This is a genomic window from Rhizobium sp. NPDC090275 (assembly GCF_044772225.1).
Lineage (GTDB): Bacteria > Pseudomonadota > Alphaproteobacteria > Rhizobiales > Rhizobiaceae > Rhizobium.
Genome location: NZ_JBIVYL010000006.1, coordinates 331,362 through 345,115, shown reverse-complemented (window position 1 = coordinate 345,115; position 13,754 = coordinate 331,362). Strand labels below are relative to the sequence as shown.

The 13,754-nt window shown below is 57.1% G+C and carries 11 protein-coding genes; 5 read left to right on the top strand and 6 right to left on the bottom strand.

Annotated elements, in window-relative coordinates:
* The 5 genes from kduD to ACIQUB_RS17800 are packed head-to-tail and all read left to right on the top strand — an operon-like array spanning position 1 to position 3,710.
* Entirely contained in the window at positions 1 to 756 is a 756-nt protein-coding gene (gene kduD, locus ACIQUB_RS17820) for a 2-dehydro-3-deoxy-D-gluconate 5-dehydrogenase KduD (RefSeq protein WP_402931079.1), read from the top strand.
* 40 nt (positions 757 to 796) lie between these two features.
* Entirely contained in the window at positions 797 to 1,480 is a 684-nt protein-coding gene (locus ACIQUB_RS17815; protein ID WP_402931077.1) for an amino acid ABC transporter permease, read from the top strand.
* A 7-nt stretch (positions 1,481 to 1,487) separates the two neighbouring features.
* Positions 1,488 to 2,141 (top strand): amino acid ABC transporter permease, encoded by a 654-nt coding sequence (locus ACIQUB_RS17810; RefSeq protein ID WP_018899575.1) that lies wholly within the window; start codon positions 1,488 to 1,490, stop codon positions 2,139 to 2,141.
* Entirely contained in the window at positions 2,125 to 2,853 is a 729-nt protein-coding gene (locus tag ACIQUB_RS17805) for an amino acid ABC transporter ATP-binding protein (protein WP_402931075.1), read from the top strand. The genes ACIQUB_RS17810 and ACIQUB_RS17805 overlap by 17 nt, the downstream gene beginning before the upstream one ends.
* A gap of 59 nt (positions 2,854 to 2,912) precedes the next feature.
* On the top strand, positions 2,913 to 3,710 hold the full coding sequence (locus ACIQUB_RS17800; RefSeq protein WP_402931073.1) for a transporter substrate-binding domain-containing protein: 798 nt from the start codon (positions 2,913 to 2,915) through the stop codon (positions 3,708 to 3,710).
* Positions 3,711 to 4,042: 332 nt separating this feature from the next.
* On the opposite strand, the gene htpG is transcribed toward ACIQUB_RS17800, so the two are convergent.
* From htpG to ACIQUB_RS17770, 6 genes are all read right to left on the bottom strand, one after another.
* Positions 4,043 to 5,935, bottom strand: coding sequence for a molecular chaperone HtpG (htpG, locus tag ACIQUB_RS17795; protein ID WP_402931071.1), 1,893 nt, complete (start codon positions 5,933 to 5,935; stop codon positions 4,043 to 4,045).
* Between the two features lie 422 nt (positions 5,936 to 6,357).
* Positions 6,358 to 7,341 carry a sensor histidine kinase gene (locus ACIQUB_RS17790; RefSeq protein ID WP_402931069.1) on the bottom strand — a complete coding sequence of 328 codons (984 nt, stop codon included), beginning with the start codon at positions 7,339 to 7,341 and terminating at the stop codon, positions 6,358 to 6,360.
* A gap of 131 nt (positions 7,342 to 7,472) precedes the next feature.
* Positions 7,473 to 8,555 (bottom strand): response regulator, encoded by a 1,083-nt coding sequence (locus ACIQUB_RS17785; RefSeq protein ID WP_402931067.1) that lies wholly within the window; start codon positions 8,553 to 8,555, stop codon positions 7,473 to 7,475.
* Positions 8,555 to 9,127, bottom strand: a complete 573-nt coding sequence (locus tag ACIQUB_RS17780) for a chemotaxis protein CheB (RefSeq protein ID WP_402931065.1) — start codon at positions 9,125 to 9,127, stop codon at positions 8,555 to 8,557. The genes ACIQUB_RS17785 and ACIQUB_RS17780 overlap by 1 nt, the downstream gene beginning before the upstream one ends.
* Positions 9,127 to 9,966 (bottom strand): CheR family methyltransferase, encoded by an 840-nt coding sequence (locus ACIQUB_RS17775; RefSeq protein ID WP_402931063.1) that lies wholly within the window; start codon positions 9,964 to 9,966, stop codon positions 9,127 to 9,129. The genes ACIQUB_RS17780 and ACIQUB_RS17775 overlap by 1 nt, the downstream gene beginning before the upstream one ends.
* Positions 9,963 to 13,409: a response regulator gene (locus ACIQUB_RS17770; protein ID WP_402931061.1), complete on the bottom strand. Its 3,447-nt coding sequence runs from the start codon at positions 13,407 to 13,409 to the stop codon at positions 9,963 to 9,965. The genes ACIQUB_RS17775 and ACIQUB_RS17770 overlap by 4 nt, the downstream gene beginning before the upstream one ends.
* Positions 13,410 to 13,754: the final 345 nt, after the last annotated feature.

Below are 13,754 nucleotides of genomic sequence, written 5' to 3'. Positions count from 1 at the left end.
ATGGCCAATCCCTTCGATCTTTCGGGCCACACCGCCATCGTTACCGGCGCCAATACCGGCATCGGTCAGGCCATCGCCATCGCGCTTGCTGAGGCAGGTGCTTCGATCTCTGCCGTAGGCCGTTCATCGATGGAGGAAACCGAAGCGCTGGTCAACAAGACAGGTTCCCGCTTCCACGCGATCAAGGCGGATCTTGGCACAATCGCTCCGGTCAAAGATATCGTTGCAGAAACCATCTCCGTATTCGGCTGCCTCGACATTCTGATCAACAATGCCGGCATCATCCGCCGCGCCGATGCGATCGACTTTACCGAGGAAGATTGGGATACTGTCATCGATACCAATCTGAAAACGGCATTCTTCCTATCGCAGGCAGCGGGTCGGCACATGCTGAAAAAGAGCAGCGGCAAGATTATCAACATCGCCTCGCTGCTATCCTTTCAGGGCGGCATCCGCATACCATCCTACACGGCTTCAAAGAGCGGCCTTGCAGGGATCACCCGACTGCTCGCCTGTGAATGGGCCGGCAAGGGCGTCAACGTCAACGCGATTGCACCCGGCTATTTCTCGACGAACAATACGACAGCGCTGCGCGAAGACCCAGACCGCAATGCCGCCATTCTAGCGCGCATTCCGGCTGGACGCTGGGGCTCGCCATCGGAGCTTGGCGGTACCGCCGTGTTCCTTGCATCGGCTGCATCCGACTACGTCCACGGCGCCGTTATCCCGGTCGATGGTGGCTGGCTTGCACGGTAAGGCATTAGCGCCGGCGTGACCCGCTGCGCACGGAGGAGTTATGCAGTATCAGTTCGATTTTCGTGCACTCTTGCCGTACTGGCAGGACTTCCTGGCCGGTGCACTGACGACCATCGAGATCACTGTGTTTTCGGTGATCATCGGCATGATTATAGGCCTGGCCTGCGCGATGGGTCGCCGCTCGAACTCAAGCATTCTACGCGGCATCGTCGGGGTCTACATCGAAACGGTGCGCAACACGCCGTTCATCGTGCAGATCTTCTTCATTTTCTTCGGCCTCTCATCGATCGGACTGCGGCTGCCGATCATCGCGGCTTCGGTCTTTGCAATGGTCATCAATGTCGGCGCCTACACCGCCGAGATCGTCCGCGCCGGGATGGATTCGATCCATCCAAGCCAGATCGAGGCGGCCGAAGCACTCGGCCTTTCGAAAATTCAGATCTACCGCGACATCATCCTCCTGCCGGCGATCGAACGCGTCTATCCCTCGCTCTCCAGCCAGTTCATCCTGATGATGCTTTCTACGTCGATCTGCTCGCAGATTTCGGCCGAAGAGCTGACCGGGGTCGCCAACAACATTCAGTCGAACACTTTCCGTTCGCTCGAGACCTATTTCGTCGTTGCGCTTCTTTATATCGCGATCACCTATCTGATGCGCGCTGCCTTCTTCGCGCTCGGCCTCATCGCATTCCCGCGCCGCCGCCGGCTCGGGCTTGGTGTGTGAGGTAACGATGCTCGGCGCGTTTTCGACCAACCATCTCTTGTATCTGGTAGACGGCCTGCTCTGGACCGTCGTGCTCTCGGCACTTGCCTTCGTTCTCGGTGGCATTGCCGGCTTCTTCGTCATGCTGGCTCGCGTCTCCCGCTTCCGCTGGCTGCGGCGCGCGGCGCTAATCTATATCCAGATTGTGCAAGGCACACCGCTGCTGATCCAGATGTTTCTACTTTATTTCGGCCTCGGCGTATTTGGTGTGGCGGTGGCGCCGCTCGTTGCTGCCGGCCTCGGCATGATGGTCTATTCGAGCTCCTACCTCGGCGAGATCTGGCGCGGCGCGGTGGAATCGATCGCGAAGACGCAATTCGAGGCGGCGGAATGCCTGGGCCTAACCCGTTGGCAGGCGTTGCGCGACGTTATCCTTCCGCAAGCGCTGAAGATCGCGACACCGCCAACGGTCGGCTTTCTCGTTCAGCTCGTCAAAAATACCTCGCTCGCTTCCGTGGTCGGCTTCCTGGAGCTGACACGCGCCGCGCAGGTCATCAACAACTCCCTGTTCCAGCCGTTCTTGGTCTTCGGCATCGCAGCGCTCTTCTATTTTTGCGTCTGTTATCCTTTGTCGGTCTGGAGCCGTTCGCTTGAGAGGAAACTCAATGCCGGCCGCCGTTAAGCTCACCAATGTCGTCAAGCGTTTCGGCGTCCTCGAGGTGCTGAAGGGCGTGTCCTTCGAAATCAATACCGGGGAGGTCGTGGCCCTGATCGGCCAGTCGGGATCCGGAAAGAGCACCGCGCTGCGTTGCATCAACCGGCTAGAGACGATCCAGGACGGCACGATCGAGGTCTGCGGCCACCGTGTCGAGGACCCGAAGCTCGATCTGCGCGCGCTTCGCCGCGATATAGGCATGGTCTTCCAAAGCTATAATCTCTTCCCGCACATGACCGTCGCACAAAACATCATGCTGGCGCTGCGCCGCGTAAAAGGAATTCGCAAGGACCAGGCCTATGAGATCGCCAAGCAGGTTCTTGCCAAGGTCGGCCTGTTGGAGAAGCTCGACAACTATCCCGAACAGCTTTCCGGCGGCCAGCAACAGCGCGTGGCCATCGCCCGCTCGCTCGCGATGCAGCCGAAGGTGATGCTCTTCGACGAAGTGACATCGGCGCTCGATCCGAAACTCACCGGTGAAGTGTTGCGCGTCATGGAAGATCTAGCCCGCGGCGGCATGACGATGATCGTCGTCACCCACGAGATGGGCTTCGCCAAGCGGGCCGCCAATCGCGTCATCTACATGCATACCGGTAAGGTTTGGGAGACCGGAGGGGCAGAGATCCTCTCCAATCCGCAGACACCGGAACTGAAGGAGTTCATGGCTGAAGAGCTATGAGCTTAGGAGGAGGACCTGCGTGACACCGCAGGGTCGGACAAACGAGAGAGGAGACTCAAATGCCGACGAAAATGATTTCGAAACTCGCGCTTATCGCCGGAGCTGGCCTCATGGCCCTTGCATCGGTCGCCAATGCCGACGTGCTTGACAACATCAAGAAGTCCGGGAAGGTCCGCATCGCCGTGGCGATGGGCATTCCGGAGTATTCCTTTGTCGACGTAAACCTGAAGCCGACGGGCTCGGATGTCGAGACCGCAAAACTCATCGCCAAGGATCTCGGTGTCGAACTGGAACTCGTGGAAATCACCAACGCTGCTCGGGTGCCCTCAGTCCAGACGGGCAAGGCAGACATGGTCGTCTCATCGCTCGGCATCACCGAGGAGCGCAAGAAGGCGATCGACTATTCGGTCCCCTACGCGACGCTTGCTCTCGTGGTGGCCGGTCCGGCTGACGTCGCGATCAAGGACTATGCCGATCTGGAAGGTAAGCGCATCGGTGTGACCCGCGCCACCACAAACGACCAGGATATTACCGCCAAGGCCAAGGGCGCCGATATCGTTCGCTTCGAGGACGATGCGACGTTGATCACTTCCGTCGTATCCGGTCAGGTAGATGTCCTGTCGAGCCAGTCGGCCGTCATCAACGGCATCAACAAGAAAATGACCGCAAATCCGCTGCAGGTGAAATTCACCCAGAAGGAAACCAATCTTGGCATCGGCATCCCAAAAGGCGAGACGGCTCTAAAGGGTTGGCTCGACCAGTGGGTAAAGACCAACTTTGACAACATGATACTGCGCGATATCTATCGCAAGTACCATAATGCCGAACTACCCGACGATCTGACCTCGCGTCAGTAATGCTAGCGTCGCTGGGGTCGGGAGGCCCCAGCGAAATTCTTGGGGCTTGGCTCATCACCAGCAGGTTCGCTAACCCACACGACAGTCATTTCCAAATCAAACCGAGCCTTCCCAGGCTGCGCCGGCTTTGCTGTCACGATTGGCAAATCTCACGCGGAGAGCCCCACATTTTTGAAGATGGATCACGCCGGATATTGTTTTCCAGTCAAGTCTCGCGCCTCCATCATCGCACATTCATCGATGAGCAAATCTGGACCAGCTCCAAGTAGCGCTGAGGCCTCATTCGTCCGTATTCCGGCGAGGTCGCGGCCACGACCTCGCCGGAATATTTCTCAGATGTCGCGGTTCATCGCAAGCGCAAACAGCCTTGCTTGCCGCTCGGCAAAGGCGCGCGGGTTAGCGGGCTTGTCGCCGTCCAGAATGCGTGCTTCATCAAGCAATAGCCATGCAGCATCCTCGCGAAATGCTTGATCGTGCGTTGACGCGATGTCTATGACTAGCTTGCTGCGCGCGTTTACCTCCAGTATCGGCTTCGAAAGCGTCTGCAACCTGCCCGCCCCCTGAAGAAGTTTTTCGAGTTGACGATCGGGGCCATGCTCCGGCGCAACAAGGCAGACCGCGCTCTCGGTCAACCGACCCGAAACACGCACATCGGCGACCTCCTCACCAAGAAGGTTTCGTGCGAACTCGACAAAGGCATCCACGTCGGGAGGCGTTTGTCGAGCGCTCTCGTCACTGTCTTCCTGACCAACAACGGCGTCCAGATCGGCGAGACCTTGGGTTACCGATTTAAAGGGCATGCCCTCGAAGTTCGCAACGTTCGTCGGCCAAAAATTATCAACGCCGTCAGTGAGCAGTAGGACTTCGATACCCTTGGCTCGGAAGCCCTCGAGTTGCGGCGACGACTGCAACTGTTCAAGGCTGGAGCCGCTGATGTAATATATGGCCGACTGTCCTTCCTTCATCGCGTCTCGGTAGTCTGCCAAGCTGCGTGTCGCTTCGTTCGACGCCGTGCTTCGGAAGCGCGCGAGCTTTAGCAACTGCGAGCGCCGTTCCAAATCCTCATAGATGCCTTCTTTGATAATCGCACCAAAGAGGTCCCAGAATTTGGAATACTTGTTAGCCTCGGTCTCGGCCATCTTCTCAAACGAGGAGAGGATCCGGCTCGTGACGCCTTTTTTGATCGCGGCAAGGACCGGGCTTTCCTGGATCATCTCGCGCGAGATATTCAGCGGTAGATCTGGGGTATCAATGACACCACGAACGAACCGCAGGTAACGCGGCAGTAATTCCGCCTCATCGGTAATGAACACTCTCTTCACGTAGAGCTTCATTCGACCTTGTCGATCGGGGTCGAACAGGTCAAATGGCTGAGAGCCTGGGATGAAGGCTAGCGTCGTGTACTCATATCGGCCCTCGGCTCGAAAATGCACGTTGGCGAGTGGCTCATCATACTGACCGGAGATGCCGTGATAAAAGTCGTTATAGTCCTGCTCGGATATATCGCTCTTCTGCTTGGTCCACAGCGCGGCACCATCGGAGACCTGTGATGGTTCGCCGCCAGCTTTCTCGACCAGACGTATAGGCACGGGGACATGGCCCGATTGATCCCGAATGATCTTCTCGACCGTCCACTTGTTGGTATATTTCTTGGCCTCTTCCGTCAGATGAAGCACGACTCGCGTACCGCGTACTGGCGCTTGTCCAGGATCCACCGAGACTATCTCATAGCGTCCCTTTCCATCAGAGGACCACTTTGCGGCCTCGACGTCTCCAGCGCGGCGCGAGATCACGTCGACGCGGTCAGCCACCATGAATGATGAATAGAAACCGACACCGAACTGGCCGATTAACTCCGCCTTCTCTCCAGTTTTAGCGGCATCGAGACGGTCCATGAACGCCTTTGTTCCTGAACGCGCGATCGTGCCGAGCGCGTCGATCATCTCTTCGCGATTCATGCCGATTCCGTTGTCTTCGACAATGAGCGTTCGCGCCTCTTCATCGAGTGCCACGAGAATTCCCGGCTCATGCCCATCGGACGATAGCCGTGGGTTGGAAATCGATTCATAACGCAGCTTTTCGCAGGCGTCCGCCGCATTCGAGATCAATTCCCGGAGGAACACGTCCTTGTCCGAGTACACCGAGTGCACCATCATGTGCAGCAGTCGGGTCACATCGGCTTCGAAAGCATGTTGCTCGTGCTGCGGCTCATCAACTGTCGTCATTCCATAACTCCATGCTAGAGAGATGGCGGTGAGATGGATTTTTCTTAAGGGAATTTCAAGCGCATCCCCCAAACAAGCGTCAGGAAAGGTTGCTTCTTTTTACCAGCCGTGCGGGCTTTTCAGGGCCGGCAAAGACGTCCTACAAAGTCTATCACAATCAAAAGGTAACTTCCTTGCCCTCCCGCAAGCTCGCGACCAGGTCTAGCATTGGATCTCCCAGGCCGGTCGCAGCCGGATCGCGGGCGTTCCCGTCTATAGTACGCAGGATAACCGAAGCGCCTTCGTCACATGTTCACAAACGCGACCTCGGTCGGAGGCTGAGATGAATCAAATTTCGGCTCGGAGCTCTTCGAGGGAGATCAAAGTCATCAGCGATCTGCCACCTCAACGCGACTAGCGACAACCCGGTCGATTTTCCAGAGCTACGGAAGGGTGACTTGGACAGCGGAGAGAGGGGCGTGTAGCGTCCACTCAATCAATCCGCCATGGATGCTCCACGCCGCTCGTCCAGATAGAGCTGACGGAACAAGTCGGCAGAGCACCAGCGCGCCAAAACCGTCCTCCTGCAACAGTAGATCCGCGTACTCCACCGCCGGCTCCGCCCATTTCAACTCGAAGCGTTGACCGTCTCCATCGTGCGCGGGCATTACTGCCCACGTCACCGACAGACCTTGTTTTTCCGCCGCTCCGAAGCGGATTGAATTCATTACCAGCTCGTGTATCGCCATGCCAATGTTTAAGACCGCGTTGGCGTCAAGGGTGATGTCGGGACCACTGACGTTTACACTCTGCATCATCTCGAACGTTTTGAGTTGATGCGAGACAAGCTGGGTAAGCTCTACCCCGGCCCAGTCGACCTGTGAAAGCAAATCGTGAGAGTGGGATAGCGCCATGACGCGCTCACGGATGCGTGCCTCGAACTCTCCTACCGAGGCGGAGCGCATCGCCGTTTGCCGGATGACTGCGAGCACGACCGCATATTGGTTCTTGACGCGGTGGTTGACCTCGCGCATCAACAGGTGAAGCCGCCGCTCGGTTTCCTTCGCTTGGGTGATATCCCTGGCGATGCTCGACGAGCCGACAAGTTTCCCCGCCCGGCTCTTGATCGGCGAGATAGTGATGGATATCGGGATGCGCCTTCCGTCATGATGGCGACGGATGGTCTCGAACGTGTCGATACGCTCACCCCGTTTGAGTTGGGCAAGGATAAGCGTTTCCTCATCGTGCTTGTCGTCCGGGACGATCAGGTAAATCGGCTTACCGACAGCCTCATGCTCTCGGTAACCGAACATTCGCTCGGCGGCCTTATTCCAGCTAACAATGGTGCCTGAAAGATCTTTGCTGACAATCGCATCAAACGACGATTCGACGATGGCTGCAAGACGCTCTTCGGTATGTTTTTTCATGTCTTACGGTGTCACTTTTACCCGATCGCTGAGAAATCTAGGCGGCTGTCAGAGAGATCAAGTCCAAAACGGGCCGGTGGCATGTGACAGCTTCGGCGGCCCATCCAAGGCGATATGGTTCGCTCGACCCGTCATAGCCTGACGAGAGACGGAAGTGGAATGCTGACTTGGAGCCTGAGCCCATCTTCGGTCCACTCTCGTAAGATTTGCCCACTCAGGCCCTGCAGAGCGGCCTTTTCGAGGGTCGATCCGAATCCCTCTCGTTTTGGTACTCCCTCGACTTTCATCGCCCCTGCCTCCGACCATTTGATCGACAACACCTCATCGGCCGCCTCGACTTCAATTTTCAGTTTACCGTCGGGAACCGAAAGCGCTCCATACTTGGCCGCATTGGTTGTCAATTCATGCAGCAGCAACGCAAGAGAGGTAAGCGCGCTGCCCGTCAGCGGCGCGTCCGCTCCCGAAATCTCGATGCGAGAATCCTCATCATGCTCATGCGGCGCCACGATAGCGCGAAGGAGTGCGGTCACGGTTGTTGCGATCTCACTCCCGACACCGTCGAGCGCAAGGTCCGGCAATGTCAATTCGTGTGCCCGAGATAGGGCGTGTAGTCGGGATCTGAGATCAGCCTCCAGTTCCGGAACGCTTCTGGCGGGCCGGGCACTTAAAGAGATCAGCCCCGCGGTCAAGCTGAACAGGTTCTTGATGCGGTGATTGATCTCTCGTAGCAGGACATCTTTATGACCCGCCGCCGCTTTGAGTGCTTCGGCTTGCGATGCGAGCTCATCACGCTGGGCTTTGAGTTCATCGCGCTGCGCAGCCAGCTGCTGGCGCTGTCGAAACAACTCGTAAAAGACCTCCACCTTGCTTCGCAAAACATCCGGCTCGATCGGCTTTTGAATGAAGTCGACCGCTCCGGCTTCATAGCCGCGAAAACGACGCTGCCCATCGGTGCTACCGGCGGTCACGAAGATAATGGGGATGCGCCTGGTGCGTTCATTGCCGCGCATTAGCTCGGCGAGCTCGAAACCGGTCAAACCCGGCATCTGAACATCGACGAGGGCAAGGGCAACGTCGTGATGAAGAAGCATTTCCAATGCCTCATCGCCCGATCGGGCCTTCAGTAAAACCAGGTCTTCACGCCGAAGAAGCGCTTCGAGTGAAAGAAGGTTCTCCTCCAGATCGTCGACAAGAAGAAAGGGAACGGCGTCCATTATGAATTCAAACCTTTTTGCAAATATTCCGTAATCGACGCAAGCGTCATAATAAGGGCTTCAGGACTTGCCTTGGCGGCAGCGTCCGGCATGAAAGCGGAGTGTGCGGTCGCGGGATCCTGGATTAGCCCGACGCCGCCTGCCTCAACCACCGCCTTCAGGCCGTGTGCGCCGTCGCTGTTGGCGCCGGTTAGAACGACCGCTATCAGCCTTTCTCTATAGGCGTCGGCCGCGGTTTCAAACAACACATCGACAGAGGGACGTGAGAAAAGGACCGGCTCATCGCTCGAAAGAGCCAGTGTTTTATCGACTTCCACGAGTAGATGATAGCCTGGTGGCGCGAAATAGATGGTACCGGGCAAGATCGGCTCCTTGTCCTCCGCTTCCTTGACGACCATCTGGCATTTGAGCGCGAAAAGCTCGGCCAAGGCACTAGGCCTGCCCGGCGGCAGATGAACGACGACCATGATCGGAAGCGGAAAATGCGGGGGAAGCAAAGGCAGAATGGCCGAAAGCGCCTCCAACGCGCCCGCCGACGCTCCTACGACCACCGCGTCAAAACGGGCCGCCATCAGCCGCCCCGCTTCTGGTAGAGTTTGTCTTCTCTTGACAGTTCCTCGAAGGACCCCGCAAGTGCCGAAAATCTCAGGCTTTCCTTGGCGCCGAGGCCTAGGAATCCCTTTCGGACCATGGAGGCCTCAAAGAGCCTTAGCGCACGGTCCTGCAGATCCCGGTCGAAGTAGATCAGCACGTTGCGGCAAGAGATGAGATGCATCTCGGCGAAGACAGCGTCCGTCACCAGGCTATGATCTGAGAAAACCACGTTGCGGCGTAGGCTTTTGTCAAAAGATGCCCTGCCATAGGCCGCCTGATAATAGTCGGACAAAGACGATTTACCTCCCGACATACGGTGGTTTTCCGTGAATAGTTGCATTCGATCGAGAGCGTAAATGCCGGCCTCCGCAACCTCAAGAGCTTGCGCATTGATATCTGTCGCGTAAAACAGGGTGCGCTCTTCCAAGCCTTCCTCGCGAAACAGGATCACCATCGAATAGAGCTCCTCGCCGCCACTGCATCCCGCAATCCAGACCTTCAGCGAAGGATATGTCCTCAGGTGGGGGACAACCTTTTCACGGATTGCCCTAAAGAAGGTGGGATCGCGAAACATCTCGCTGACCTGCACGGTCAGATATCCCAAAAGCTTTGGGAGCAATGACGGATCGTGCAGGACGCGTTCCTGCATTGCTGAGATCGTGGCAAACCCCAGAGCTTGGCGGGCTTGGCGCAGGCGACGTTTCACGGACGCCATCGCATAATCGCGAAAGTCGTAGTGATAGGTGAGAAACAACGCCTCCAAAAGTAGCCGGATCTCGATATCTTCAACGCTTTTCGGATCTTCCGCTCCCATCATTTGGGCATCCAAACCCGTACCAGCGACAACAGCTTGTCCACGTCGAGGGGCTTGGCCATGTAGTCATTTGCACCGGCTTCGATGCAGCGTTGCTGGTCGTCTGGCATTGCCTTCGCCGTCAGCGTGAGTATGGGCAGCTTTTTCCATGCGGGATTTTGGCGGATTGCGCGGGTGGCCGTCAGGCCGTCCATCACCGGCATCATCACGTCCATCAGCACGAGGTCTATCATCGAAGCATCGGCTTGAGAGGCCCTCTCAAGTGCGTTTATTGCCTCCTGCCCATTGCGGGCTATTTCTATAATCGCGCCACGGGGCTCGAGAATATTAGTCAACGCATACACATTTCGAACATCGTCTTCCACCACGAGAATACGACGACCCTCCAGGATGGAATCGCGATTGCGTGCTTTGCGGATCATCTTTTGCTGTTCGTGCGGCAACTCGGAGATCACCTGATGCAGGAACAGGCTGACTTCATCGAGGAGACGTTCAGGTGACTTTGCGCCCTTTATAATGATCGACTTGGAATAACGGCGCAGTCGCTGCTCATCGTCCTGCGATAGTTCTCGCCCGGTGTAAACGATAACCGGCGGAAACGCGTAGGCACTTTCCGCACTCAAGGTCTCAAGAAGGGCGTAGCCTGAAGCATCAGGGAGCGACAGGTCGAGAACCATGCAGTCGACGGTGCCATCCTTGAGCACTTGCAAACACTCCCCGGCAGTCCCAACCGTCAGCGTTTCGACCCCTCGCGAACCGAGAAGTTTAGCAACCGCCTCGCGCTGCACTGGATCGTCCTCCACGATCAGGATACGTCTAACATCCTGTGCCAGTTTGAGCTCCAACTTCTCCAGCACTTCGACAAGTTGTTCGCGTTTGACCGGTTTGACCGCGTAGCCGACGGCACCCAGGGACAACGCTGTTTCGCTATGATCCTCGGCGGAAATCATATGGATGGGCATGTGGCGGGTCTCGACGTCGTGCTTGAGGCGATCAAGCACCGCCAGGCCGGATTGATCGGGCAAGCCCACGTCCAGGATGACCGCGTTCGGTCTGTACTCCTTGGCAAGCCTTAGCGCCTCTTCCGCCGTGCCGGCGACCAAAGCTTGGAAGCCCATTTCGCGCGATAGATCTCTGACGATTGCCGCAAACGATGCATCATCTTCGATCACCAGCAAGACGCGCCTTGCGCTATCGAGCACGGCACGGTCGTCATCCAGGGCTCGCGCCCGTGGGGCCGCGGTTTGCATTCTGGCCGTTTGTTCAACCTGGTCGACCACGCCCGCCATCTGCGGCGTGAAGCGGGGCGTCACATCCGCCAGTGGAAGCAAGGCTCGCCGATGGCTTTGCGGCACGGTGACCGTGAAGGTACTTCCTTTATCGGGCTGGCTCGCCAATTCTATTGTCCCACCGAGCAGCCGTACGAGCTGGCGCGAGATCGAGAGACCGAGCCCCGTGCCACCATACCGGCGACTGATCGTGCCATCGGCCTGATGGAACGCCTCGAATATGCGCTGTTGCTGATCAGAGGGGATACCGATACCGGTGTCGGTGACAGCGAACGAAATTGCCTGCGCACCCTCCGCGGCAATCATGAGAGCGACGCTGCCCGACTGCGTGAATTTTATGGCATTCGAAAGTAAATTCTTGAGTATCTGCTCCAGGCGTAGCGGATCGGTCTCGATCGTCGCTGGAACATCCTCGGCATATTCAAATGTAAGAGCCAGTCCCTTTTCAGAGGCCAATGGTTGGAAGACCTGCCGTAGGTTGTTGGCAAGGCGCTCGATAACAACAGTTTCCGGCCTGACCTCCACATGACCAGCTTCAATCTTCGATAAGTCGAGAATGTCATTGATCAGGTTTAGAAGGTCATTGCCGGATGACTGGATCGTCTGAGCGTATCTGACTTGGTCGGCAGTCAGGTTCTCGTCCGGGTTGTCTGCAAGCAGCTTCGCCAAAATCAACGAAGAGTTGAGTGGCGTCCTCAGCTCGTGAGACATGTTTGCCAGGAAGTCGGACTTGTACTGGCTGGCCTGCTCAAGCTCTCTTGCCTTCAGTTCGACGGACGCGTTGACGCGCTCAAGATTGTCGCGCTGGAACTCGAGTTCCTGCGCCTGCTCTTCGAGCTGCGAATTTGTCTGTTCCAGCTCGGCCTGCTGCTGCTCCAGGCGAGTCTGCGTTTCTTTCAGCGCACGGCCTTGTTCCTCGAGCTCTTCGTTCGATACACGAAGTTCTTCACTCTGGGTCTGAAGTTCCTCCGACTGGCGCTGAGTTTCTTCAAGAAGGTCTTGTAAAGCGCTTCTATAGGCGGCAGATCGCACGGCGATGGCGACAGCCTCTGACGCCCGTTCCAGAAGTGTCTGTACCAACGCGTCGACAGGGCGCAGAAAACCAATCTCGATGACGGAATTTACCTTTCCATCGACCGTGCCTGGGAAAATTGCAAGATGACGAGGCTTATGCCTGCCAAGTGCCGAGCCAAAAACCAGGTATCCGTCGGGCACCTCGCCGAAGATCAGTGGTCGGCCTTGCGCCGCGGCCTGGCCTAGAAGGCCTTCACGCGGGCCAAAATGGTCTGGAATAGCTGCATTGACCGGTACACCAAAAGCGGCAATGCGCTTGAATTTGTCCTGGTCCATTGCAAAGGCCGCACCAGCTATTCCCCCCAGATAGCTTATCAAGAATTCCAAGATGCTGTTGCCTAACTGATCGAGTGCCTGGTCCCCCATCATGGCGTTCGCCAGTCCAACCTGACCCGACTGCAACCAGTCTTCGCGTCGACGCGCTAACGTTGCCCGCCGGATGAGCGCCCCGATGACCAAGGTCAGCACCATGCCGACCAGCCCGGATAATATTGTGCTCGTCAATGCTGTTTGCTGGGCACCTTTCATTTCCGCGATGCGCTGTAGGCGAACTTCCCCCTCGCGCTGTGCCATGGCGGATATCTGTGCGCGAATGGCATCCATCTCGATCTTGCCGCGATCCGAGTTCACGGCCGCCAAGGCCGCCTGCAACCCATCGTTTCGACGCAGGTCTATTGTTTCCTTCAACTCGGCGAGCTTGGCATCGACATGGTGCTTGAGGGTCGCAAGCCGCTCCGACTGGCCAGAATTTTCTCCCGTCAACCGATCAATGTCCTGCAACTTCGATGGTATTGCCTGCAGCGCGGCATCAAACGGTGCGAGGTAGGTCTCGTTGGATGTCAGCAGAAAGCCGCGCTGCCCGGTTTCGGCGTCCTGCACTCGCGAGAGCAGCTCATCAAGAGCAACGATTGCTACATGGGTCTGAACGATTCGCTGATTACTCCCTTCCAACGTCTGAAGATTGAGAAAGGCGATGAGACCGCTGATTACGAAGAAGACAAGCGTGCCCGCCAGTCCGATCGCGACGCCAGGATCGAGGCCCAAGGATGCTTTCTTCTGTTCAGAGGCAGGCGTATTTTTCATCAAAATCTCGCAATGTTGGTGGCACGTCACGAACCCATTACTCGCGGCACATTCTCATAGGCAAAGACAGACCCGTTGTCGAATTAAAGAGCACGAAATTGGAGGAGATAGGGCGTCCTGGACATATCGCGAGAGCGGAGGTCACGACTGCGAGTTCCGCACACCAGGCTTGCAGCGCCAATCTCGACCGTCATTGGTGGTCGAGGGCCGGTTTGCCGCCCTCGCAGCCTCGCCGGTCGTTGTTCGCGCTCACAGTCTTCGCGTCTGTCCAACGCTCGCAAAATGACGGGGGCCAATAATCGACACACTCGATGACGGCGCTTGACCAAAACTCGCGGGTGGACA

What these genes read in the sequence shown, in the direction of transcription:
- ACIQUB_RS17770 (WP_402931061.1), bottom strand. Translation starts at nt 13,409, where the DNA reads ATGAAAAATACGCCTGCCTCTGAACAGAAGAAAGCATCCTTGGGCCTC.
- ACIQUB_RS17815 (WP_402931077.1), top strand. Translation starts at nt 797, where the DNA reads ATGCAGTATCAGTTCGATTTTCGTGCACTCTTGCCGTACTGGCAGGAC.
- ACIQUB_RS17775 (WP_402931063.1), bottom strand. Translation starts at nt 9,966, where the DNA reads ATGATGGGAGCGGAAGATCCGAAAAGCGTTGAAGATATCGAGATCCGG.
- htpG (WP_402931071.1), bottom strand. Translation starts at nt 5,935, where the DNA reads ATGACGACAGTTGATGAGCCGCAGCACGAGCAACATGCTTTCGAAGCC.
- ACIQUB_RS17785 (WP_402931067.1), bottom strand. Translation starts at nt 8,555, where the DNA reads ATGGACGCCGTTCCCTTTCTTCTTGTCGACGATCTGGAGGAGAACCTT.
- ACIQUB_RS17790 (WP_402931069.1), bottom strand. Translation starts at nt 7,341, where the DNA reads ATGAAAAAACATACCGAAGAGCGTCTTGCAGCCATCGTCGAATCGTCG.
- ACIQUB_RS17805 (WP_402931075.1), top strand. Translation starts at nt 2,125, where the DNA reads ATGCCGGCCGCCGTTAAGCTCACCAATGTCGTCAAGCGTTTCGGCGTC.
- kduD (WP_402931079.1), top strand. Translation starts at nt 1, where the DNA reads ATGGCCAATCCCTTCGATCTTTCGGGCCACACCGCCATCGTTACCGGC.
- ACIQUB_RS17810 (WP_018899575.1), top strand. Translation starts at nt 1,488, where the DNA reads ATGCTCGGCGCGTTTTCGACCAACCATCTCTTGTATCTGGTAGACGGC.
- ACIQUB_RS17800 (WP_402931073.1), top strand. Translation starts at nt 2,913, where the DNA reads ATGCCGACGAAAATGATTTCGAAACTCGCGCTTATCGCCGGAGCTGGC.
- ACIQUB_RS17780 (WP_402931065.1), bottom strand. Translation starts at nt 9,127, where the DNA reads ATGGCGGCCCGTTTTGACGCGGTGGTCGTAGGAGCGTCGGCGGGCGCG.